This window comes from Muribaculum sp. NM65_B17 (genome assembly GCF_004793735.1).
In the GTDB taxonomy this organism is placed as follows: Bacteria; Bacteroidota; Bacteroidia; order Bacteroidales; family Muribaculaceae; genus Muribaculum; species Muribaculum gordoncarteri.
In genome coordinates this window covers 386,297-408,943 of sequence record NZ_SRYY01000003.1, presented here as the reverse complement: position 1 = coordinate 408,943, position 22,647 = coordinate 386,297, and the positions used below count along the sequence as shown (strand labels likewise).

Annotated in this window: 20 protein-coding genes; 8 read left to right on the top strand and 12 right to left on the bottom strand. The window is 50.4% G+C overall.

Annotated elements, in window-relative coordinates; all coding sequences use genetic code 11:
* Positions 1-56 precede the first annotated feature (56 nt).
* The 6 genes from E5354_RS06290 to E5354_RS06265 all read right to left on the bottom strand — a co-directional run bounded on the left by E5354_RS06290 (position 57) and on the right by E5354_RS06265 (position 5,501).
* Complete coding sequence (locus E5354_RS06290; RefSeq protein WP_123395722.1) at positions 57-311, bottom strand: type B 50S ribosomal protein L31; 255 nt, start codon at positions 309-311, stop codon at positions 57-59.
* Positions 312-447: 136 nt separating this feature from the next.
* Positions 448-2,319 (bottom strand): biotin/lipoyl-containing protein, encoded by a 1,872-nt coding sequence (locus E5354_RS06285; protein WP_135946815.1) that lies wholly within the window; start codon positions 2,317-2,319, stop codon positions 448-450.
* A 220-nt stretch (positions 2,320-2,539) separates the two neighbouring features.
* Positions 2,540-2,941, bottom strand: coding sequence for a hypothetical protein (locus E5354_RS06280; RefSeq protein WP_135946814.1), 402 nt, complete (start codon positions 2,939-2,941; stop codon positions 2,540-2,542).
* A gap of 150 nt (positions 2,942-3,091) precedes the next feature.
* Positions 3,092-3,562 (bottom strand): extracellular solute-binding protein, encoded by a 471-nt coding sequence (locus E5354_RS06275; protein WP_135946813.1) that lies wholly within the window; start codon positions 3,560-3,562, stop codon positions 3,092-3,094.
* Positions 3,563-3,590: 28 nt separating this feature from the next.
* Positions 3,591-5,060, bottom strand: a complete 1,470-nt coding sequence (locus E5354_RS06270) for a T9SS type A sorting domain-containing protein (RefSeq protein ID WP_135946812.1) — start codon at positions 5,058-5,060, stop codon at positions 3,591-3,593.
* A gap of 36 nt (positions 5,061-5,096) precedes the next feature.
* Positions 5,097-5,501 (bottom strand): hypothetical protein, encoded by a 405-nt coding sequence (locus E5354_RS06265; RefSeq protein ID WP_135946811.1) that lies wholly within the window; start codon positions 5,499-5,501, stop codon positions 5,097-5,099.
* Between the two features lie 498 nt (positions 5,502-5,999).
* Between E5354_RS06265 and E5354_RS06260 the strand changes: the two genes are divergently transcribed.
* Complete coding sequence (locus tag E5354_RS06260) at positions 6,000-6,758, top strand: tyrosine-protein phosphatase (RefSeq protein ID WP_135946810.1); 759 nt, start codon at positions 6,000-6,002, stop codon at positions 6,756-6,758.
* A gap of 10 nt (positions 6,759-6,768) precedes the next feature.
* Here the strand turns inward: E5354_RS06260 and E5354_RS06255 are convergent, their stop codons facing one another.
* Positions 6,769-7,989, bottom strand: coding sequence for an S-adenosylmethionine:tRNA ribosyltransferase-isomerase (locus E5354_RS06255; RefSeq protein ID WP_135946809.1), 1,221 nt, complete (start codon positions 7,987-7,989; stop codon positions 6,769-6,771).
* 75 nt (positions 7,990-8,064) lie between these two features.
* Positions 8,065-8,859 (bottom strand): META domain-containing protein, encoded by a 795-nt coding sequence (locus E5354_RS06250; protein ID WP_123395715.1) that lies wholly within the window; start codon positions 8,857-8,859, stop codon positions 8,065-8,067.
* Between the two features lie 144 nt (positions 8,860-9,003).
* Between E5354_RS06250 and E5354_RS06245 the strand changes: the two genes are divergently transcribed.
* Together E5354_RS06245 and E5354_RS06240 are read left to right on the top strand one after the other, a co-directional pair.
* Positions 9,004-10,041, top strand: a complete 1,038-nt coding sequence (locus E5354_RS06245) for a DUF2027 domain-containing protein (protein WP_123395714.1) — start codon at positions 9,004-9,006, stop codon at positions 10,039-10,041.
* Positions 10,038-10,820, top strand: coding sequence for an EFR1 family ferrodoxin (locus E5354_RS06240; RefSeq protein ID WP_135946808.1), 783 nt, complete (start codon positions 10,038-10,040; stop codon positions 10,818-10,820). Before E5354_RS06245 ends, E5354_RS06240 begins: the two co-directional genes overlap by 4 nt.
* Here E5354_RS06240 and surE read toward each other — a convergent pair.
* Positions 10,797-11,564: a 5'/3'-nucleotidase SurE gene (gene surE / locus E5354_RS06235; protein WP_135946807.1), complete on the bottom strand. Its 768-nt coding sequence runs from the start codon at positions 11,562-11,564 to the stop codon at positions 10,797-10,799. The genes E5354_RS06240 and surE overlap by 24 nt on opposite strands.
* A 193-nt stretch (positions 11,565-11,757) precedes the next feature.
* Between surE and E5354_RS06230 the strand changes: the two genes are divergently transcribed.
* The 5 genes from E5354_RS06230 to E5354_RS06210 all read left to right on the top strand — a co-directional run bounded on the left by E5354_RS06230 (position 11,758) and on the right by E5354_RS06210 (position 19,607).
* On the top strand, positions 11,758-12,546 hold the full coding sequence (locus E5354_RS06230; protein WP_123395711.1) for a ParA family protein: 789 nt from the start codon (positions 11,758-11,760) through the stop codon (positions 12,544-12,546).
* A 48-nt stretch (positions 12,547-12,594) separates the two neighbouring features.
* Positions 12,595-13,491 (top strand): ParB/RepB/Spo0J family partition protein, encoded by an 897-nt coding sequence (locus E5354_RS06225; RefSeq protein WP_135946806.1) that lies wholly within the window; start codon positions 12,595-12,597, stop codon positions 13,489-13,491.
* Positions 13,492-13,564: 73 nt separating this feature from the next.
* Complete coding sequence (locus E5354_RS06220) at positions 13,565-14,461, top strand: DUF5683 domain-containing protein (RefSeq protein ID WP_135946805.1); 897 nt, start codon at positions 13,565-13,567, stop codon at positions 14,459-14,461.
* A 22-nt stretch (positions 14,462-14,483) separates the two neighbouring features.
* Complete coding sequence (locus tag E5354_RS06215; protein ID WP_135946804.1) at positions 14,484-16,181, top strand: LysM peptidoglycan-binding domain-containing protein; 1,698 nt, start codon at positions 14,484-14,486, stop codon at positions 16,179-16,181.
* Positions 16,182-16,334: 153 nt separating this feature from the next.
* Positions 16,335-19,607 (top strand): S41 family peptidase, encoded by a 3,273-nt coding sequence (locus E5354_RS06210; protein ID WP_135946803.1) that lies wholly within the window; start codon positions 16,335-16,337, stop codon positions 19,605-19,607.
* 207 nt (positions 19,608-19,814) lie between these two features.
* Here E5354_RS06210 and E5354_RS06205 read toward each other — a convergent pair whose 3' ends face one another.
* The 3 genes from E5354_RS06205 to E5354_RS06195 are packed head-to-tail and all read right to left on the bottom strand — an operon-like array spanning position 19,815 to position 22,569.
* Positions 19,815-20,372 (bottom strand): FKBP-type peptidyl-prolyl cis-trans isomerase, encoded by a 558-nt coding sequence (locus tag E5354_RS06205; RefSeq protein ID WP_123395706.1) that lies wholly within the window; start codon positions 20,370-20,372, stop codon positions 19,815-19,817.
* A gap of 23 nt (positions 20,373-20,395) precedes the next feature.
* Entirely contained in the window at positions 20,396-20,980 is a 585-nt protein-coding gene (locus E5354_RS06200) for a LemA family protein (RefSeq protein ID WP_135946802.1), read from the bottom strand.
* 44 nt (positions 20,981-21,024) lie between these two features.
* On the bottom strand, positions 21,025-22,569 hold the full coding sequence (locus E5354_RS06195; protein ID WP_123395704.1) for a glycine--tRNA ligase: 1,545 nt from the start codon (positions 22,567-22,569) through the stop codon (positions 21,025-21,027).
* Positions 22,570-22,647: the final 78 nt, after the last annotated feature.

Here is a 22,647-nt window from a genome sequence, read left to right as displayed (position 1 = left end):
CTTTATAATCGTTTTGGAGCAGCGTGCATCGGCGGCACGCTTTAGCGAGGCAAGACTTATTTCTTCTTGCGGTTGCCGTAACGGCTCATGAACTTGTCCACACGACCGGCAGTATCGACGAGCTTCTGCTTGCCGGTGAAGAAGGGGTGAGAAGAGCTTGTGATTTCAAGCTTCACGAGAGGATAGGTTACGCCATCTACCTCGATAGTTTCCTTAGCGGCTACTGTTGAACGAGTAATGAAGATTTCGTCGTTTGACATATCTTTAAACACTACTTCGCGGTAGTTGGAAGGATGGATGTCTTGTTTCATCTTATTGCTTTATTATTTGATTGTTTTATTCAAAGTGGTCTAAATCACGCTGGTAAGGCGATAATTCGTAATGGCGTGCAAATTTACGCATTTCTTGCCACTCGACAAAACTTTCTGTGAATTTTTTATAAACAAGTTATTCAAACTCAACCAATACTGCTTCTGGAGCGAAGATGTCGCCGGGCTTTACGAATACACGCTTAACAGTTGCATCGTGACCAGCCTCCACGTTATTTTCCATCTTCATTGCCTCATAAACGAGCAATACATCGCCCTTCTTTACCTTGTCGCCGGGCTTAACGTTTACCTCGATTACAGTACCGGGAAGAATCTGTGCGGTGACAACCTCGCCGGTTATAGGCTCGTCATCGGCCTTTTCAGCCTCGGCAGCGGCATTGGCGGCAGCTTCCTCAGCCTTCTTGGCGGCATTGGCGGCTTCCCACTCCTCGGCGCGACGACGCTTCAGGAATCCGTTGGCTACGCTCGGGAGCAATTCAAGCAGCAGATACTCCTCATCGTTTGCGGCAAGCTTTACGCCTCCGTATTCAGGGAGCACGGGATTTTCAGGCTTCTTGTACTTCGATACATCGTAAGCCTTCTCCTCGGGACTGCCTGTAATCTTGGCGCGGAACTCGGGGTCAACGGCCACGGGGGTGTGTCCGTACTCTCCCTTGACGAGCGAGATGAACTGATTGGACGGATTGGAATAGTCGGGATTGCCCTTCTTGCGGTCAAGAGCCACACTCACCGCCTGACTTCCCACAATCTGGCTGGTAGGAGTAACGAGGGGAACGAGACCTGCATCGCGGCGCACCTTGGGTATCAGTCGCATTGCATCGTCAAGAAGGTCCTCGGCCTGCAAAGCCTTCAACTGGGCAACCATGTTGGAGTACATACCGCCCGGAACCTCGGCCTCCTTCACAAGGAGATTGGGCTTGGGGAATCCGAAGTAGTCCTCTATGGCATGACATGCGTCAAGCAACTCAGCCTCGTTGTCGGCCTTGGCCGCTTCGATTGCCTTGTCGAACAAGGCATCGATTTCAGCGGGAAGAGTATCGGTCAACGGGTCAAATTCCTTCGGGAAATTCTTCACGAGGTCGAATGCATGCAGCTCCTCACGCACTGTGCGCAACTCCTTGCGTATGCGTCCCACAGCCTCCATGTTCACCTCAACCTCGATACCGAGCTTTCCGGCAAACACGTAGATGAGCTCAAGCGCGGGAGCGGCCGAGCCTCCGCCAAACCACCATATATTCGTGTCCAGGATGTCGACTCCGTGAATCATTGCCATCAACGAAGAAGCCAATCCGTAACCGGGCGTACAGTGGGTGTGGAAATCCACAGGAACCGTAAGAGCGGCCTTAAGCTTGGGCATGATTGAAGCTATGCGTGAAGGATTGACCAGTCCGGCCATGTCCTTGAGCGTGATAATCTTGGCGCCGTAAGCCTCCATTGCACGAGCCTTCTCCACGAAATACTCGTCGGTGAATATCTTTTCAGGCTTTTTGCTGAAGAAGCGGCTGAAAAAGCCCTTGTTGTCATCCTCGTCCTTGGGGTCGACGGTATAGCACACCGCTCCGTCGGGTATGCCGCCAAGTTCATTTATCATGCGTATCGACTCCTTGACATTGTCAAGGTCGTTGAGAGCGTCAAATATACGCATCACGTTCAAGCCGTTCTTTATTGCCTCCTTGTAGAATCCTTCAAGCACACTGTCGGGATAGGGCACATATCCAAACAGATTACGTCCACGCGACAATGCTGAAAGAAGCGAATGTCCCTTCATGGCCTTGCTCGCCTTTCTCAGGCGTTCCCAAGGCGACTCATCGAGATAGCGCATAACTGAATCAGGCACCGCACCGCCCCACACTTCCATGATGTAGAAGTCGGCTCCCTCATACAACGGCAACAAGCGGTCGATGCTCGCCTGAGTCATACGGGTGGCGAAAAGCGACTGCTGTCCGTCGCGCATAGTCAAATCTCTGATTTTCAATTTCCTTTTTTCCATATCCAAAAGGGGTTTAATTGGGGTTATGTTTTAGAACAGCAAAATTAGGCATTTACATTCAATTACGGAAATTTATCCGTAATTATTTCATCGCGTAGAGTCAACAAGCAAGTACACTCAAAATAAGGTTAAATAACTTCTATTAATATCTTATTGCTTAAAGTATTGTCACTCAGCGTGCCGCGGACTACATGCTTAGGGATTATTCATCGTCTTCGTCTTACATAGGATGATGGTAAGCAATACAAGTCCATTTGTCCCAGCCTCCTCCTTTCTCAATGAATTCAGGGTCATCGGGAATTCCTCCATATGAAGCCAAATAGACTCCTTCGTAAGTACAGAACCACCCTAACGTAGAAGTGAATGGATACCAAAGATAATAAGCACGCCGGCCATCCCATGTTCCCTCGCATACAATATATCCAAGCCCTTGCATATCATCCTTCAAAATCCATTCTTGCAGCCATCCAGGCAGCTCATCCATATTAGCCGGGACATAGGCAACCTCCGCTCCCCCTATGACCTTTATGGATTCCTCTACATAATTTTCATCATTGGAGCAGCTTACTGTCACCATCGCCAGCATCCATGCCGCCAACATCCATAATAAGTTCTTTTTCATAATACTTCAAATTTATGGTTAGTAAAATTTATTTAATTAATATCTTCTTGCTTAAAGTATTGTCACCCGGTGTGCGTAACGGACCACATGCTTAGCCGTGTAATGGAGAGAAACGTAATTGCACGGCTAAGCATGGAACTTGCTGAGGGATTATTCCTCGGCTTCCTCGCCTTCGTCGGCTTCGCCTATAGGATAATGGAACGCAAGACAAGTCCAATTGTCCCAGCCTCCTCCTTTCTCAATGAATTCCGGGTCATTGGGTTTTCCTAAATAAGAAGCCAATTGAACACCTTCGTAAGTATAGAAGCCCGCTAAAAGAGAACTGAATCCATGCCAAAAAAAATAAGCATGCTGACCATCCCATGTTCCCTCGCATAGAATATATCCAACCTGTTGCGAACCATCGGTCAAAATCAGTTTTTGCAGCCATTCAGGCAGCTCATCCATATTAGCCGGGACATAGGCAATCTCCGCTCTCGAAGCACCGCTACCCATAACCACTTTCCCATTCTCAAGTCTCGGCCACATGGGTTCCTCTACATAATTGTCATCACTGGAGCAGCTTACTGTCACCATCGCCAGCATCCATGCCGCCAACATCCATAATAAGTTCTTTTTCATAATACTTTAAATTTATGGTTAGTAAAATTTATTTAATTAATATCTTCTTGCTTAAAGCATTGTCACCCAGTGTAGCACGGACTACATAGATGCCAGGAGTCCAGCCTGAGGTATTTATTGAAGTTTCAGTGCTCATGACTTTACCGGAATACACCATCCTACTATTAACCGTGTCGTACACCTCAAGAGTCCACTCCAATTCTTCTGCCGATGCTTGAACGCCAACAGAGGAATATTTCTGTGCAAGAGCGTCAGAATTTTCATTACCAATACTTACATTTAAGTTATCTCCGTCCATTCCTGTGGAAAGGCTGTAAGAACGAGCTTGATTTAGTACGATTATTCTATATTCTCCGGCTTCGCAATTCACTGTGATGACGAATGCTTGTGCCCGTGTATCTGAATCAAAACTGACATTTATGTAGCCGTTGTAATTGTCATATACCCAACGAGTAGGAACCATATCTCCATCATAAGTAACCGTGGCATTTATTAGATTAGGAGAATTTATATTTAATCCCTGCCCTTTATGAGAGGATTGACGATATATGATATAAGGATAATCAAGTGATTGCTTATTGTTTGGATCCGTCCAATCATAGGTGGCTTTAAATCCTGAATAGGCATGTATGGTTTTTGTCGCTGTTGTTGCCACATGTCCATTATAATGCAAGGTGGCGGTAAGTGTGGCATTGTCCATATCACGGTTGGAGGCACATGTTATGGTGCAGCTCCCATTGGCATCCACAGTCATGCAGTTTTGTGCATAATAGCTGTCGGAAAGACTCCATGTTACGCTATACCCCGGAGGCAACAGGTCAATGGAATATGTGCCACTTGATGATGTTAATAACGGTCCGTCAATAGTAGGGCTATAACGCTTGTAATATTTTCGTGATTTACCATATTCCTCGGGGACATTTGTAGGCGTATGTTTAACCAAGCACCCGGGTCCCCATTTGGATACATATTGGTTACTGTTTATGCGCCGAGCAGAATGCCAGCACTTATAATACCAAAAATCTGACGAATCATAATAAAGCACCACTTCCCCTTCTTTTTCAGGAACTTCATAGTACAATCCGCTTTCCCAATAAATACTGGGATTGTTCAGCCAGAGCCGTTCACTGGTATGTATACTTTGCATATACCATCCATAAAAATGACAATTATAAGTATATGTCGCATCTTCGACAAATTCCACTTTATAAACATTAATTGCCCAATTTTTATAGTTCTTTTTCTCGGAGGAAGAGAAATCACCGGATACTAACTCTTTAATATATACTAAATATCCATTGGGGATTGTTCTCGTTGCGTCATTATATACGGGATTTGAGAGTAAAGATATGCCACTTTTCTTAACTCCCGTACGATATGAAATCCCAAAAATATCGGGATATGCCTTCATCTTTGTGGCGGCTTCCCTTATTGAGGCGGCAAACTTTGCTGACTTTTCCGCATCAAGGGAGCTTGTTACCTTGTCAATCCCCATCATATGGAACAGGATATAGCACTTGAAGGAGTAATCGCCTTAGGTAACTTCGTCTTTGTTCAGGATGGACGCTATCCCGGCGGGAATCGCTTCGCATTTTTTCAATAGGGCATCAGTCAGGTCTTTTCGTGTCAACAGTTCACGGTAGCCGTTGAACTCCTTGCACACGGCATTAAAACCGACCTCCGGATAATCATACGCCAACATGTCCATAGCGTAGGGAAAGTCAAGACATACAGTAAGCAAATCCGCAGTCGTAAGGCTTTTCAGTTTGTCCTCCGGAATCTGTAGTGCCGCCACTCTTTCTTTCGCTGACGAGTAGGATTTCCACTGTGCGTCGCCGATTTTGAATGGAAATTCAAATCCGGCTGTGGCACGCTCACTGACTTGCCCCACGGCATAAAGGCAAGAGAATGTAAACAAGAGGAGAAATAATTTCTTCATAATTATTCAATGATTAAGGTTAATCAATTTTGGTTATTGGATTTTCTTAGTCCAAGTCAGCCGACCCTCGTAGTCGCCTCCAGCAGAGGTGCTGATTGCAAGGTGGTAGGATTGCAAGAATTAGCAAATTTAACTTTTTCATGACAATTAAAATGCATTTTCGCAAAGATAGTATTTAGTTTGCGAAATACATCAATATTTGTTGAGTTTTTTACGTAATTTGCAATTTAATTAGCTTATAGTGAAGAATTACCGCATCCCGGTCTTTCGGTGAGCTTGGATGTTTTCCAAACACTTTTTTATAACCGTTTTCTGATAGATGGCATTTCCACTCAATGACATATTAATCATATCCGCGTTTTGCCGGTGAAAGATAGGGTAATATTTCAGGTTTTATTGTAACTTTGTCAAGTACAGCGTAAATAGGTTCTTCCTTATGAAACCACTTCTATATTTGTGACGGATTACGACAGTAACCACATAAAACCGGAAGTCATAATGACAAGCATATTCAATAGCCTTTTCAAGCGGCAACGGCAACCGCTCTTTTTCGCCACCGACATTCATTGCCACATATTGCCGGGCATCGACGACGGAGCTCCCGACGCCGATTACGGCGCGGAACTTGTCATGAGAATGTCGGCCTGGGGATTGTCACGCATCATCGCGACACCCCATGTCGTAGGCGAAGTCTATGAGAACACGCCCGAATCAATCTCGGCAGCCCTGACCCGACTGCAAGAAAGCATGCACGCAAAGGGCATCCCGACTACCGTCCAATCGGCTGCCGAGCATCGTCTTGACGACCTGTTCAGCCGCAACATCATCGCCGACACCCTAATAAGTCATCCCGGCAAGCATGTCCTCATCGAAAACTCATTCATGCAGGAAGCGCGTGACATCGACAACACCGTCATACTGCTAATAAACCGTGGATACACCCCAATATTAGCCCATCCCGAACGATTTGTTTACTACCATTCCGACAATCTCAGGCGTTACCGTGAGCTGCATGACCGTGGGCTTAGATTCCAGGTCAATCTCCTCTCGCTGGCAGGCCGCTACGGTTCGGCGCCAAAGCGCACGGCCGAGCGAATGATTGATGCGGGAATGGTCGAGTTTTTCGGCACCGACGTTCACCGTCACGAGCATTGCGACGCAATAGAGGCTTATCTGTCGTCGCGTGACTACGACCGTCTGCTGAAAGCCGTGCAAAAAAGGCCATGCCTTAACGACACGGCCTTCAACATATCTTGATAAACCCAGGTCACGGGAGCAACAGCGATGCGTCGCCGTAGCTGAGGAAACGGAAATCACGCTCAAGCGCGAAATCATACATTTCACGCCAGTTGCCGCCGACGAATGCCGACACGAGCAGCAACAGCGTCGATTGCGGCTGATGGAAATTGGTGATTATGCCCTCCACGATTCTGAAGCGGTAGCCGGGAGCGATGATTATGCGCGTGGCACCCACAAGCGAGTGCAGTCCGTCGCGGTCAAGCTCCTCAACAATACAGCGCAGAGCCTCCTTAGTCGACAGATGCGGATGCTCGTCGCTATAGGGATACCATTGAGGCACCTCCCCGTTCCATCGACCCTGACTCATGAGGCAACCTATGTGGTAAAGGCTCTCCAGAGTGCGCACCGATGTGGTTCCCACCGCCACCACTTTTCTATCGGTATCGGCAAGCTCGGCAATCAAGTCGCGGTCGACGGCAATGAACTCGCTGTGCATCTCATGCTCGCCTATCGAGTCGCTTTTGACAGGCTGGAACGTTCCGGCTCCCACATGAAGTGTGAGCTCACGCCTCGGGATGCCTCGTTGCGACACCCGGTCGAGCACTTCGGGCGTGAAGTGAAGTCCTGCCGTAGGCGCGGCCACCGAACCGTCAATATGACTGTAGACCGTCTGGTAGTCGGTCGAGTCGCTCTCCTCGGTCGAACGGTTGAGATAAGGCGGAATGGGAATCTCCCCGACCGCCCCTATGACATCGGAGAATGTGACATTGTCGTCATCCCAACTGAAGCGCACCACCGATGCATTGCCTTCACGGCCCGTGCGCTCGGCGGTCAGCGTTATCTCGATTTCGCCCACGGTGACCTTCTGCGTCAGCACGCCCTGCTTCCAACGCTTTGAGTTGCCCACGAAACATAGCCATGAGCACTCGCGGGTCGATGCGAAGTTGACCGCATAGTCAACCGGCGACACCGGTTCAAGGCAGAAAATCTCAATCAACGCTCCCCCATCGCCCTTGCGGAAACGCATACGTGCGTTTATCACACGCGTGTTGTTGTACACGAGGATGGAGTCGGAGGGAAGCAAAGCGGCAATATCGGCGAACAGATGCTCGCTGATATTGCCGTGTGAATCGCGGACGAGCAACTTGCACTTGTCACGCTCGGCAAGAGGGTGACGGGCAATGCGCTCATCGGGCAAAGGATAGTTGTAATCCTCTATCTTTATGTCTTGGACTGACAGTTGTGACATATCAAATAACTTTAATTCGGTGCAAAGTTACTCACCTTACGGCGCATTATCAACTATCAGCCACAATTTATCACTTTAGAGCGACGACTCCTTAACCATTGTCACAACAGGAATGTTCTCCTTATTGAACAAGGTAAGCAGTGTGTCGGAAGTGATCTTGAAGGTCGACACATCGTTGATAACAGTTTTAATGTTATCCTCGAATGCCATGTTTTCGCAAGCCATCATAGTGGCTGTTACCGAGAAGAATTCCAGCTCATTGGCCTCCGACTTGAACTGACCGCTCAGGTTGTTGCAGTCGGTAGTCACGAAGAATGTCATGTCGTTCAAGTTGAAAGTAAACTGATAGGGCTTACCTTCGGGCGATTCAACCGGGGTATCGGCCAAAGTCTTTACGTTCCACACTCCGTTGAGCTCGCGAGCCGACACCTGCGGGTCACGCTTCTCAAGAAGCATTACAGCCTTTCCGTCGGCATTTGACAGCTGAATGTCACCGTCGGCGGTCAATGAATATGATTTAACCTGGCCGAAAGCCTCAAGTATCTTCTGCTCAAGAGCCATGTCGGGACACATGCGGCGAGTGCTTGCCATTCCCGAGAAATCGATCACACCGGGAGCTGCGTTAATGTCAAACGAGCCCATAAGATAGTTACAGCTTGCATTACCATATAGCTGACCCTCAGTGGTATCAAATCCTATAAACGGAGCATCCTGATCTTCAGGCACGGTAACATCTTCGCCATCAACACTTACAATATTCCACTCTCCCTTGAGGTCGGCCAATGTTGCCTTTACAGTCTTAGACGACTGACATGCAAACAATGCGGCCATCGATGCGGCCACACATGCAATAAAGATTTTTCTCATCATTAAAATGAATTTATAATTAGGTTACATTATATATAACACATTTCATGCCAAAATATTTCCTGACCATGCAATTTATTAAATTTGGTTAACATGTGCGATTTATGTACCCACCATAATTAACTTTACAAAAATTTTATTCACGACATGGCACAAATAGGAGATATAGTGCGTTACCTCAACTCGGTAGGGGGAGGCCGCATAGTAAAAATCGAAGGCAATATTGCCTATGTGGACGAAGACGGATTTGAAACTCCCGTCATGCTGCGAGAGTGTGTGGTGGTGACACCTGCCACTCCCAAGGCCAAGGAGAGCAAGTATGTGGCACCCACGATAGTTCCCGAACAGCCCGCCAAACCGAAGCCCGAGGAGATCGAAGAAACCGAAACAGGCGACAAGCTCAACATCGTGCTCGCCTATGAGCCCGAGGAGATAAAGCACCTCAACACAACGGAGTATGACGCATATCTTGTCAACGACTCCAACTACTTCCTCTATTTCACCTACCTGACACGCGCCGACGGTCACGACTGGGCCACACGCTATGCTGGCATCGTAGAGCCAAACATACAGGTACATCTCGAGCACGTGACGCGCGAGCAACTGCCCGACATGGACCGCGTGGCCATACAATACGTAGCATTCAAGCGTGACAAGGAGTTCAAGCTCAAAGCTCCTGTAGCCGTTGAATACGCACTCGACACTACAAAGTTCTTCAAGCTACACTGCTTCCGCGACAATGTATATTTCGACACACCCGTCATAGCGCTGGACATCGTAAAGAACGACATCCCGCAACGCTCGATGGTCATCGACAGCAGCCGGCTTGAAGAGTCGATGAAGGCAAAACGAATCGCCGACAAGTCGCAACGCCGCCCGGTTGAGAAGAAAAACCGCCGTCCCGAAATTATCGAAGTCGACCTGCACATCAACCAGCTGCTCGACACCACGGCCGGACTGAGCAACACCGACATGCTCCAGGTACAGCTGAAGGAGTTTAACCGCGTCATGACCGAGAACATCAAAAACAAGGGACAGAAAATCGTGTTCATCCACGGCAAAGGCGAAGGAGTGCTGCGTAACGCACTGCTTAAGGAGCTGAAACACAAATATCCCCACTGCGACACTCAGGACGCATCATTCCGCGAGTACGGATTCGGAGCAACGCAAGTCACGATAAGATGATAATATATTTCAGCGGGACAGGCAACTCCCGTCACGTGGCATCGCTGCTGCAACAAAGGATGAAGGGCGAAATGGTGAAAATCGACGCCAAGTCAATCGACACGGCATCGACGACCCACCTGTCGCCCGACAGCGACGAACCGCTGATATGGGTGTTCCCCATATACTCATGGGGAGTGCCTCCGGTGGTTGTGAAATATATGTCGACAATCAACGGCGATCTCGCCCGTAACAAGCACTACATGGTGTGCACCTGCGGCGACGACATTGGCCTCGCCCACAAGCAGTGGCGTGACATAATGCGTAGCCGGGGGTGGAACGCGGTAACGGCCTACTCGGTGCAGATGCCCAACACCTACGTTACGTTTCCCGGATTTGACATCGACACCGAAGAGGTGGAGGCCGACAAGCTGTCGCGATGCGACAAGCGCGTCGACCACATCGTGTCGTGCATAAAATCAGGAACGCCCGGCGACGATGTAGTCACCGGCGGCATGAAGTGGATTAAGTCACGGATGATCTATCCGCTATTCATAAGACGCATGATGTCACCCCGGCCGTTTCACTGCCTCGACAATCAATGCATAGGCTGCGGGCTATGCGCAAAGGCATGCCCCATGGACAACGTGACACTCAATGAAAATCATCGCCCGCAATGGGGCGACAATTGCGCCATGTGCCTTGCATGCTACCACGCATGCCCGAAACACGCCGTGGCCTACGGCAGGCTGACGGATAAGAAAGGACAATACCGACTACCCGAGCAAATCACTGATTAGCCCGATTTCGTTGACGGCCGACTGGTCGGGACGGCACGGCACAACCGAGGCATATCCGCGGTCGGTCCAGTAGAGGTCGGTTTCGGGATTGTCGGGCTCCACATTGTGGAACTTTCCTGTGAGCCAGTAGAAAGGCTTTCCGTGTGGGTCGACATATTCGGCATACTCCTCAGTCCAGAATCCGCGTGCGGCACGCGTCACCTTTATGCCCTCGACCTTGCTGCACTTCGGAATGTTTACGTTAAGGCATATATCGGAGGGCAATCCCTGCTCCATTACGCGACTCGTTATCTTCTCCACCACCTCGCGGCAAGCCTCAAGGCTATAAGCCTGGTTGTGGCTGTGGAACGAATAGCCTATCGACGGAATGCCGAGCATACATCCCTCAAGCACCGCGCCCATCGTTCCCGAATATATGATCGAGTTACCCGAATTGGAACCGTGGTTGATTCCCGACAGGATGAAATCGGGACGGCGGTCAAGCACGGCGTGCATTCCGAGCTTCACACAGTCGACCGGGGTGCCGTTGACCGAGTATATCGCAGCACCGTTGTAATCTTCGTGGCGATTTATCTGAAGCACCTTGTTGACCGAAATAGCCGACGACTGCCCCGAATGCGGAGCATCGGGAGCAATGGCTATAACATCGCCCATCGACTTTACATAATCAATGAGCAGATGAAGACCGGGTGCAAAAACGCTGTCGTCGTTGGTAATCAATATGAGAGGGCGGTTGGTTGACATAGATTTATAGCGCTGAAAAATTAGTGATTTACAAAAATACGGATAATTTCCTATATCCGCAATCGGGCATCGGAGGCATAGTTATCAACAAAAAGTGGCATTTATCAACATTTAACTCATTTTGAGCACAATAGTAGAGGCCTCGTTGATTATATTTTTTTTATCTTTGCAATGCTAATTGTAACTACACACTATGGGTAAAATCATTGCAATCGCCAATCAAAAGGGCGGCGTGGGAAAAACCACAACTACAATCAATCTTGCCGCCTCACTTGCCAACCAAGGCAAGAAAGTGCTCATAATCGATGCCGACCCGCAGGCCAACGCCACATCAGGCTATGGCATAGATCCTAAAAGCATGTCATCGTCGATATATGAGTGCCTTGTCGACGACTACCCCATCGACGGCTCGCAGGTTGCCACCTGTGTCGAGGGGCTTGACCTCGTTGGCTCGCGCATCGACCTTGCGGGAGCCGAGCTTGAGCTCGTGAGCAAGCCCAATCGCGAAAAAATCCTGCGCAACGTACTCGCCTCGATAAGCGACAAATACGACTACATACTCATCGACTGCTCGCCGTCGCTCGGACTGATAACCGTCAACGCCCTCACAGCAGCCAATTCCGTGATAATACCTGTACAAGCCGAATACTTCGCCCTGGAAGGCATCAGCAAGCTGCTCAACACCATACGCATAATCAAGTCGAAGCTCAACCCATCGCTCGAAATCGAAGGATTCCTGCTCACGATGTATGACGCACGCCTGCGCCTCGCCAACCAGATATACGAAGAGCTGAAAGGCCACTTCGGCGACATGGTGTTCAACACCGTCATTCCCCGCAACATCAGGCTCAGCGAAGCTCCGTCACACGGACTCCCCGCCCTCATCTACGACCCGGAAAGCCGAGGAGCCACAAGCCACACCATGCTGGCCAAAGAGCTCATCGCAAAGTCGCGAAAGGCCGCCGTCGAGCAACCTGCATAATTTACATTTTGTTTCACTCTCCTAATCCTCTCTACACAACGACAAGACATGGCATCACCTAAACGTAACGCACTCGGGCGAGGACTTGACTCGCTAATATCGATGGACGATGTTCCCGCACGCGGATCATCGGCAATAAACGACATCGATGTCGAACTAATATCACCCAATCCCGACCAACCACGAACCACATTTGACGAAGAGGCTCTTGACGAACTCGCCACATCGATTCGAGAGTTGGGAATAATACAGCCCCTCTCGTTACGTAAAACCGGGCCCAACTCCTATCAGATAATCGCCGGCGAACGACGCTACCGCGCCGCCATAAAAGCCGGACTGACATCGGTGCCGGCCTATATACGCACGGCCAACGACAGCGAGCTCACCGAGATGGCCCTGATCGAGAACATACAGCGCGAGGACCTGAACGCCATTGAGATAGCCCTTACATTCCGCAAACTCATCGACCAGTACAACCTCACGCAGGAACGCCTCAGCGAACGCATCGGCAAGAAACGCGCCACCGTGGCCAACTTCCTGCGCCTGCTCAAGCTGCCCGCCGAAGTGCAGCTCGGACTTCGCGACAAGCGCGTCGACATGGGTCACGCACGCGCGCTGCTCACCATCGACAAGCCATCGCTGCAGCTGAAGCTATATAACGAAATCATAAAACAGGGACTTTCAGTGCGAAAAGTCGAAGAGCTGGCCAAAGCCTATCAGGCCGCCGAAGAGAACGGAGAGATGCCATCCCGTCAATCCAAGCCGACAATGAGCAACAAGGACTTCGACATTCTTAAAAAACATTTAAGCGCATCGTTCCGCACCCCCGTTCAATTCACCTGCAACCCCCAGGGACGCGGAAAAATCACATTTCCGTTCAAGAATGAGGATGAACTTGCGCAATTAATTGCTATCTTTGACACAATAAAACATTCCGACAACTGACATGCCGGAAATCGATTGATTTCGCTCATTATGCTATAGCCACTCAATCGACTGTTCATCAACAACATAAACAATGAGCAAAGGTCAAGACCGCAATAAATACGATAAATTGGACCTATCGACGAGAATAGTGATTTTAGGATTAATATTCACGTTGGTATTCCCTTTTAACATTTTTTCAGCAACTGATTCACCACAACGGCCTCAACTTCCACGGAAACCGATAAAAATCGAGGAGCCCGACAATACTACTCCCAAGGATCCCGTTCAGGCAGAACCTGACTTGAGCGAATTTCCCGACTCGATGTGGCTCACCGTTCCGCGTCACCAGCGCGTGGAGGTCGTCGGCGACTCGGTCGAGTTTACCGGCGACAGCCTTAAAGTGACGCAGATAGCCGTAGTGCCTGTCGAAACCGACACCACGGCAGCCGCCACAAATCCCGACGACGAGTTTGACCCCGACTATGTGGTGAGGGACTTCAACCCCGACCCCACGAGGGCCGTGTGGATGTCGGCGCTGTTTCCCGGTCTGGGACAGCTCTACAACCGCCGTTACTGGAAACTCCCCATCGTAATAGGCGGATTCATGGGCCTCGGCTACGCCACATCGTGGAACAACCGCATGCTCAACGATTACACCCAGGCCTATCGTGACCTGATGGACAACGACCCGTCGACCAAAAGCTATATGGACTTCTTCCCGCCCAATGCAAAGGAAGAGGACCTCAACCGCTCATGGATGGAGCGCACCTTCAAAGCCCGCAAGGACTTCTATCGCCGCAACCGCGACCTTTGCATAATATGCATGGTAGGTGTCTATCTCATCGCTATGGTCGACGCCTATGTCGATGCGTCACTGTCGCACTTCGACATCTCTCCCGACTTGACAATGGATGTGTATCCCACCCTGATTCCCGACACCCGCAACTCAAGAGTAGGCATCGGGCTTCAATGGGCTCTTAATTTTTAATCTCTACCACCTGACCACCGCAATGAATAAATTTGTCACATCGTTATTGCTTATAGCATCGTCACTGGCAGTAAGCGCCGCCTCGTCGATTCTGACTTTAAAAAATTCGATTACCGACAATTCAATCATATATCCCGAAAGTTTTGAAACCGACACCCACAAGATGATGCAGAACTGGTACCTTAAGAACTATGCGGTTCTTAACGACAGTTATGCCAAAACACCTGTGGTGAATGCAACCGACGAGGAGTACATCAAGCGTCTTTCATCGATGCCCACCGAAATCGAGATGCCCTACAACCAGGTTGTGCGCTCCTACATCAACATGTATGTGCAGCGTCGTCGCGACCTCGTGGAGAGCATGCTCGGAATGAGCCTCTACTATATGCCGATATTCGAGCAGGCGCTCGAGCGGAAAGGCCTTCCCCTCGAACTGCGTTACCTTCCGGTGATTGAATCGGCGTTAAACCCCGATGCGGTGTCCCGTGCCGGAGCCACGGGACTATGGCAATTCATGCTCCCCACCGCAAGAGGACTTGGACTGGAAATCAACACGCTCGTCGACGAGCGTCGCGACCCCTACGCGTCGTCGGAAGCCGCCGCCACCTACCTTAAGCAGCTCTACGACATGTACAACGACTGGTCGCTCGCCATCGCCGCCTACAACTGCGGCCCCGGCAACGTCAACAAGGCATTGCGTCGTGCCGGAGGAGAAAACAAGGACTTCTGGAGCATCTACTACCTGCTGCCGGCCGAAACTCGAGGCTATGTGCCCGCCTTCATCGCGGCCAACTATGTGATGAACTACTATAACCAGCACAACATAAGCCCGGCACTCGCCAAGCGTCCGATAATAACCGACTCGGTACACGTGAACAAGCGCGTGCATCTGCAACAGATCGCCGACATACTCAACCTCCCCATCGAAGAGATACGTGTGCTGAATCCGCAATATCGCCGCGATGTGATTCCCGGCGATGTGCGCCCCTACTCCCTCGTGCTGCCGTCGATGCAGGTCTACAGCTACATCATGAGCGAGGACAGCATCCTGTCGCACGACTACAACCGTTACGCCCGACGCAAGGTGGTCGAGCCCGTGACAACAATCGACGACGACCCCGACAGCGACTATGTGAAGAAGCTTGTTGTCAAAAGGCATGTAGTGAAAAAGGGTGAAACATTATCGAAGATAGCAAAACGCTACGGAGTCAAGTCGTCCGACATAAAGAAGTGGAACGGACTGCGCAAGAACTCGCTTCGCGCCGGTTCGACGCTGAAGATAAACACCTACGAGCGTGTTGCGCGTGTAAAGGAGCCGGAACCCGAACCCGAAACGGAAACCACCGACGACAGCAGCCTTGCAGCCGCCGAAAGCACGCAATCGCAGGATGACGAGCCTAACTCGGGCACAGTGCAGCCGGCCGAAACCTTAGTGACCGACTCGACCGAAACAGCCTCGCAGGAAAGCGCAGCCCCAAAAGTAGAGAAGCCTGTTGAAAAGGAGAAAACCGTCGAAAAGCCCGCGCCCAAGAAAAACGCAGCCAAGGAAAAGGCCGCCGCAAAACCCTCCTACACCTATCACACCGTAAAGAGAGGCGAAACGCTCTCAAAAATCGCCCGCAAATACCGAGGCGTGACAATAGCCGATATACAGAAAGCCAACGGCATCAGTGGCTCGGCAATTCAGGCAGGACAGAAACTGAAGATACCCCGCAAGTAATCCCGCTCAAAAAAACAACATATTCCCATAAGCAAGGTGCATCGTTTACAAATGATGCACCTTGCTCATTTTTACGCCAAATAACTTTACCGTCCACAAATATTTCAATAACTTTGTAACTCATTGCATTACAAAAACCAATCAATACATAGAATGAAAAAATTACTTTTACCCTGGGCCCTTGCATCGATTGCAGCGACCTCATGGGCTGTCACTCCACTATGGTTGCGCGATGTAAAAATATCGCCCGACGGCAGCTCTATTGCGTTCACATATAAAGGTGACATCTACAAAGTGGCGGCTAACGGAGGCACGGCACAACGCCTCACCACCCAACCGTCCTACGAATCCAATCCCGTGTGGTCGCCCGACGGCAAGAGCATCGCGTTTGCCAGCGACCGTAACGGCAACATGGATGTCTACCTGATGTCGGCCAACGGAGGTAAAGCCACCCGACTTACGACCAACTCCACCAACGAAATTCCCGAGTCATTCACTCCCGACGGCAAGAATGTGCTCTTCTCGGCCGCAATACAGGATGTAGCATCAAGCGCACAGTTCCCCTCGTCACGACTCACCGAGGTCTACAGCGTACCCGTGACGGGAGGCCGCATAACACAGCTTCTCAGCACTCCCGCATTGCAGATAAGCTACTCGCCCGACGGCGACTTCTTCCTCTACAACGACCAGAAGGGATTTGAGGACGAATGGCGCAAGCATCACACCTCATCGGTGACCCGCGATGTGTGGCGTTACGACACAAAGACCGGAAAGCACACCAATCTCACCAACCGCGCCGGCGAGGACCGCAACCCCGTCATGTCGGTCGACGGCAAAACCGTCTACCTGCTGAGCGAGCGTAACGGCAACACGTTCAATGTCTACTCGTTCCCCATCGACAATCCGTCGGCGGCAAAACAGCTCACCAACTTCAAGACCCATCCCGTGCGATTCCTTTCACAAGGAGCCGACGGAACACTCGCATTCACCTACGACGGCGAGATATACACCAAGAAGGGCGATGCCGCACCGCGCAAAGTCAACATCGACCTGATGCTCGACGAGGAGAATCCCATAAAGAAATACAGCGTAAGCTCATCCAACGAAACCACAGTATCGCCCGACGGCAAGCAGGTGGCCTTCGTCAACCGAGGCGAACTGTTTGTGACATCGGTTGAATACCCCACCACCAAGCAGATTACATCGACTCCGGCCGCCGAGCGTCAACCGGCATGGGCTCCCGACAACCGCACAATCGCCTACACAAGCGAGCGCGAGGGACACCCTAATATATATGTGGCAAAAATCAACCGCAAAGATGACGCCAACTTCCCCAATGCGACACTCATCGATGAAACTCCGCTCGTAAAAGCCAATGACGGTGTAGAGCGCACCTATCCCAAGTATTCGCCCGACGGCAAGGAGATAGCCTTCATCCAGGATCGCCGCAAGCTCATGGTGATGAATCTCGACACCAAGAAAGTGCGTCAGATTACCGACGGCTCGACCTATCCCGAGCGTAACGGCGGATTTGACTACAAGTGGTCGCCCGACGGAAAGTGGTTTGTCATCGAATTGACCGGCAACGGACACGAACCCTACAGCGACATCGCAATCGTAAACGCCACCGGCACTCCGAAAGTCACCAATATCACCCGCTCATCCTATTTCGACATGGAACCCCAATGGGTAATGGACGGTAACGCCATTGCCTTTGTTTCCGACCGTTACGGCTTGAGAAGTCACGCATCGTGGGGTTCGCAGAACGACATCATGCTTGCATTCCTCAACCAGGACGCCTACGACAAGTACCGTCTTAGCAAGGAGGACTACGAGTTGCGCAAGGAGCTCGAAAAGCAGCAGAAGAAGGACAAGGAGAAAGCCGAAAAAGAGAAGAGCGACAAGAAGGACAAGAAGAACGACGACAAGAAAGAGAAGTCGGCCGACAGTGATGACGACACCGAGGACATTGTTGTAGAGCTTGACGGAATCGAGGACCGAATCGTTCGCGTAACTCCCGCGTCAAGCGACCTTGGCGGATACATCTTCAGCAAGGACGGTGAAAACCTCTACTACCTCGCTGCATTTGAAAAAGCCTACGACCTGTGGAAAATCAATCTGCGCAAGCGTGATGTAAGGCTTATCAACAAGCTCAACACATCGCCTCTAAATTTCGAGATGGACAAGAAGGGCGACAATATATTCCTGCTCGGAAGCTCGTCGCTCAAAAAAATGAATGCCAACTCCGAGTCAATGACCCCGATAACATTCTCGGCCACACTGAAACTCGACCCCGCAGCCGAGCGCGAGTATATGTTTGACTACGTTAAGCAGGAGGAGAAGGAGCGTTTCTACAACAAGAACATGCACGGCATCGACTGGGAAGCAATGACCAAGGCCTACCGCAAGTTCCTGCCCCACATCAACAACAACTACGACTTTGCCGAACTGCTCAGCGAATTGCTCGGCGAGCTTAATGTGTCGCACACCGGCGGACGCTATCGCCCCTCATCGTCGGGCGACCGCACGGCAAGCCTCGGCCTGCTCTACGACTGGACCTATACCGGAAAGGGTCTTAAAGTGGACGAAATTATCGAAAAAGGGCCGTTTGACCGCAAGAACAGCGACATAACCGTAGGATGCATAATCGAAAAAATCAACGGCGAAACTATCGACAACAACACCGACTACACCGCGATATTCAACGACATTGCCGGCAAGAAGACGCTCGTGACAATCCACAATCCGGCCGACAACAAGACTTGGGACGAGGTTATACTCCCCATCAGCTCGGGCACAATGAACACCTTGCTTTACAACCGCTGGGTTAAGCAACGCGCAGCCGATGTCGACAAATGGTCGGGCGGCCGTCTTGGATACGTACACCTTGAGTCGATGGACGACGCAAGCTACCGCACAATCTATGCCGACCTGCTCGGAAAGTATGTCGACAAGGACGGAATCGTAATCGACACACGCTGGAACGGTGGCGGACGACTCCACGAGGATATCGAAGTGCTGTTCAGCGGCAAGAAATATCTCACTCAGGTTATACGCGGAGAGGATATATGTGACATGCCGAGCCGTCGCTGGAACAAGCCCAGCATCATGGTACAATGTGAGGCCAACTACAGTAACGCACACGGAACTCCCTGGGTCTACAAGCACCTCAACCTCGGCAAACTCGTGGGAATGCCCGTACCCGGCACAATGACCAGCGTCAACTGGGTGACCATGCAGGATCCCTCGCTCGTATTCGGAATCCCCGTCATAGGCTACCGCACAGCCGAAGGCAACTATCTTGAAAACAGCCAGCTTGAGCCCGACTTCAAGGTTGTCAACGAGCCCGGAGTCATCGTGACAGGAGAGGACCAGCAGCTTCGCAAAGCAGTCGAAGAGCTCCTGAAGGAAATCGACGCAAAATAACGACAAACTTTATTATCTTTACATCGCCTCCGATGTGTCGACTGACATTCGGAGGCGATAATATTTTATACCTGCTCCTGCGGTTGTCGTGTCATGTATAGGTCAGAGCATAAAAAGAACTGCACCCCAAAGGCCTTGTATCGGACTTTGGGGTGCAGTTTATCATGACACTGACTCTCCGTTTATCGAGTCAGTAAAAATAATGTACTATTCTTCAATTTCCCAGAAAGGAACGTTTACAAGCTTGACGCCAAACTTCAGGTTGCTGTAGGGAGGAATCGAGCCTGAACCCGATGCTCCGTAAGCCGACTGATAAGGAATCAGCACCTCCACCGAGTCGCCTACATGCATCTCCTGAAGGAGAATGGTCCATCCGGCAATCACACGACCTACCTTTGTGCGGAAAATCGAATCGCCGTAATCGGCCATAAGCGTATAACTTGAGTCAAACGGCTCATCGTTATATAGTCGTCCGATATACTTGACATCGACCGTAGAAGTGTAGTAAGGCTTCAGATTGCCCTGTGTGAGCTTGCGGTCGTTAAACCAATGTGCAAGCACATACTGGCCTTTGTCGTAATCGGGGCGAATAGTATCATAATATCGAGTACCGTCAGGATTGAGGCGCTTTCCCTGCTCGGTAAGCCAGGCATTGTTGGTGTTGCGCCACTCCTTGTACTCATTCCAGTTTTCATCTTCCTCACTGCAAGAAATGAATCCCACTACGAGTCCGATAAATAAAAATATCAGAGGTAATTTTTTCATTGAAAATAATTGGTGTTATCGCTTTAGAACTGGACGGTGGGAGCCTGCTCGGCACCGGCAGCCGCCTTGAACTGGGGCTTGGGATCAAATCCGAACCATCCGGCATAAATATTTGTAGGGAACTTCTTTATCGATGTGTTATAGTCCTTGACCGATTCAGTGTAGCGTCCGCGAGCTGTGGTAATGCGGTTTTCGGTTCCCTCAAGTTGCACTTGGAGGTCACGGAAATTCTCATTTGCCTTCAGGTCGGGATAGGCTTCAGTAACGGCGAGCAACGACTTCAGCGCACCGGTAAGCTCGTTCTGAGCCTCCTGGAAACGCGCAAGAGTTTCCTCGTTCAGGTCATTGACATCGATGTTGACCGATGTAGCCTTGGCACGCGCCTCGGTCACCTTGGTGAAGGTTTCCTGCTCATGTGCGGCATAGCCCTTTACGGTGGCCACGAGGTTAGGTATGAGGTCGGCACGACGCTGATACTGGTTTTCCACTTCAGCCCAACTCTGATCGACACTCTGCTGCTTGTCAACGAGCGAGTTGTAGTTGCACGACGAGAGGCCGAGCACGCAAGCGGCTCCGACTACCATGAATTTAAGTCTGTTAAGATTCATAAGGAGGGGATTTTAGTAAATGTAAGTTTATGTTCATGCACTCTTTAACCGAGCTTGCGGAGGAGAGCATTCATGCTCACATTGTCGTGAATCAGTCGATGCAGGTCGTCGATGTTGACGCGCTTCTGCTCCATGGAGTCACGCTCACGCAGTGTCACGGTGTTGTCCTCAAGTGTCTGATGGTCCACTGTCACGCAGTAGGGAGTACCGATGGCATCCTGACGGCGATAACGCTTTCCGATTGAATCCTTCTCCTCATAGTGGGTCGGGAAGTCAAACTTGAGGTCATTGACAATCTCACGCGCCTTTTCGGGAAGACCGTCCTTGCGGACAAGGGGCATAACGGCACACTTTACCGGAGCCAGAGCGGCGGGCAGATGCAGCACCACGCGGGTGTCGCCGCCTTCAAGCTGCTGCTCCTCGTAGCTTGAACAGAGCACCGAAAGGAACATGCGGTCGACGCCAATAGATGTTTCTATAACGTAAGGAGTGTAACTTTCGTTTAATTCGGGGTCGAAGTATTGTATTTTTTTGCCCGAGAACTTCTCGTGCTGCGACAAGTCGAAGTTGGTGCGCGAGTGAATTCCCTCAACCTCCTTGAAACCGAAAGGCATCTCAAACTCGATGTCGGTAGCGGCGTTGGCATAGTGGGCAAGCTTCTCGTGATCGTGGTAACGGTACTTGTGATCGCCAAGACCGAGAGCCTTGTGCCACTTCAAGCGTGTTTCCTTCCACTTTGAGAACCATTCGAGCTCCTGACCGGGACGCACAAAGAACTGCATCTCCATCTGCTCAAACTCACGCATGCGGAATATGAACTGACGGGCTACAATCTCGTTACGGAAAGCCTTACCTATCTGAGCGATACCAAACGGGATGCGCATGCGGCCGGTCTTCTGCACGTTAAGGTAGTTTACGAATATACCCTGAGCGGTTTCAGGGCGCAGATAGACTGTCATTGCACCTTCGGCGGTAGAGCCCATTTCGGTGCGGAACATCAGGTTGAACTGACGCACCTCGGTCCAGTTCTTGGTCCCCGAAATGGGATCGACAATCTCCTGGTCGATTATTATCTGGCGCAGCTCATCAAGGTCGTTGTCGTTCATCGCCTTGGCGAAACGCTCATGCAGTGCGTTACGCTTTGCCACGTGTTCCTGTACGCGGGGGTTGGTTTCGCGGAAAAGAGCTTCATCGAAATTCTCGCCGAAACGCTTGCGAGCCTTTGCGACTTCCTTCTCAATCTTGTCGTCCATCTTGGCAATCTCCTCCTCGATCAGCACATCGGCGCGATAACGCTTCTTGGAGTCGCGATTGTCGATCAACGGGTCGTTGAATGCGTCAACGTGTCCCGACGCTTTCCATATCGTAGGGTGCATGAAGATAGCCGAGTCGATGCCCACGATGTTTTCGTGAAGCAATGTCATGGCATCCCACCAATAACGCTTGATGTTATTCTTCAGCTCCACGCCGTTTTGACCGTAGTCGTAAACAGCCGAAAGGCCATCGTATATTTCGCTGGAAGGGAACACAAAGCCGTATTCTTTGGCATGTGATACAATCTTCTTGAATGAGTCTTCTTGTTGTGCCATCTTATTTATGTTATTAATCAATGATTTTCAGCTGGCAAAGATACACAAAAATGCTTGAATCGACAAAATTTCAATCGC

Bases quoted from the DNA above. Each gene is read 5' to 3' on its own strand.
- E5354_RS06290 (WP_123395722.1), bottom strand. From the start codon at position 311: ATGAAACAAGACATCCATCCTTCCAACTACCGCGAAGTAGTGTTTAAA.
- E5354_RS06285 (WP_135946815.1), bottom strand. From the start codon at position 2,319: ATGGAAAAAAGGAAATTGAAAATCAGAGATTTGACTATGCGCGACGGA.
- E5354_RS06280 (WP_135946814.1), bottom strand. From the start codon at position 2,941: ATGAAAAAGAACTTATTATGGATGTTGGCGGCATGGATGCTGGCGATG.
- E5354_RS06275 (WP_135946813.1), bottom strand. From the start codon at position 3,562: ATGAAAAAGAACTTATTATGGATGTTGGCGGCATGGATGCTGGCGATG.
- E5354_RS06270 (WP_135946812.1), bottom strand. From the start codon at position 5,060: ATGATGGGGATTGACAAGGTAACAAGCTCCCTTGATGCGGAAAAGTCA.
- E5354_RS06265 (WP_135946811.1), bottom strand. From the start codon at position 5,501: ATGAAGAAATTATTTCTCCTCTTGTTTACATTCTCTTGCCTTTATGCC.
- E5354_RS06260 (WP_135946810.1), top strand. From the start codon at position 6,000: ATGACAAGCATATTCAATAGCCTTTTCAAGCGGCAACGGCAACCGCTC.
- E5354_RS06255 (WP_135946809.1), bottom strand. From the start codon at position 7,989: ATGTCACAACTGTCAGTCCAAGACATAAAGATAGAGGATTACAACTAT.
- E5354_RS06250 (WP_123395715.1), bottom strand. From the start codon at position 8,859: ATGATGAGAAAAATCTTTATTGCATGTGTGGCCGCATCGATGGCCGCA.
- E5354_RS06245 (WP_123395714.1), top strand. From the start codon at position 9,004: ATGGCACAAATAGGAGATATAGTGCGTTACCTCAACTCGGTAGGGGGA.
- E5354_RS06240 (WP_135946808.1), top strand. From the start codon at position 10,038: ATGATAATATATTTCAGCGGGACAGGCAACTCCCGTCACGTGGCATCG.
- surE (WP_135946807.1), bottom strand. From the start codon at position 11,564: ATGTCAACCAACCGCCCTCTCATATTGATTACCAACGACGACAGCGTT.
- E5354_RS06230 (WP_123395711.1), top strand. From the start codon at position 11,758: ATGGGTAAAATCATTGCAATCGCCAATCAAAAGGGCGGCGTGGGAAAA.
- E5354_RS06225 (WP_135946806.1), top strand. From the start codon at position 12,595: ATGGCATCACCTAAACGTAACGCACTCGGGCGAGGACTTGACTCGCTA.
- E5354_RS06220 (WP_135946805.1), top strand. From the start codon at position 13,565: ATGAGCAAAGGTCAAGACCGCAATAAATACGATAAATTGGACCTATCG.
- E5354_RS06215 (WP_135946804.1), top strand. From the start codon at position 14,484: ATGAATAAATTTGTCACATCGTTATTGCTTATAGCATCGTCACTGGCA.
- E5354_RS06210 (WP_135946803.1), top strand. From the start codon at position 16,335: ATGAAAAAATTACTTTTACCCTGGGCCCTTGCATCGATTGCAGCGACC.
- E5354_RS06205 (WP_123395706.1), bottom strand. From the start codon at position 20,372: ATGAAAAAATTACCTCTGATATTTTTATTTATCGGACTCGTAGTGGGA.
- E5354_RS06200 (WP_135946802.1), bottom strand. From the start codon at position 20,980: ATGAATCTTAACAGACTTAAATTCATGGTAGTCGGAGCCGCTTGCGTG.
- E5354_RS06195 (WP_123395704.1), bottom strand. From the start codon at position 22,569: ATGGCACAACAAGAAGACTCATTCAAGAAGATTGTATCACATGCCAAA.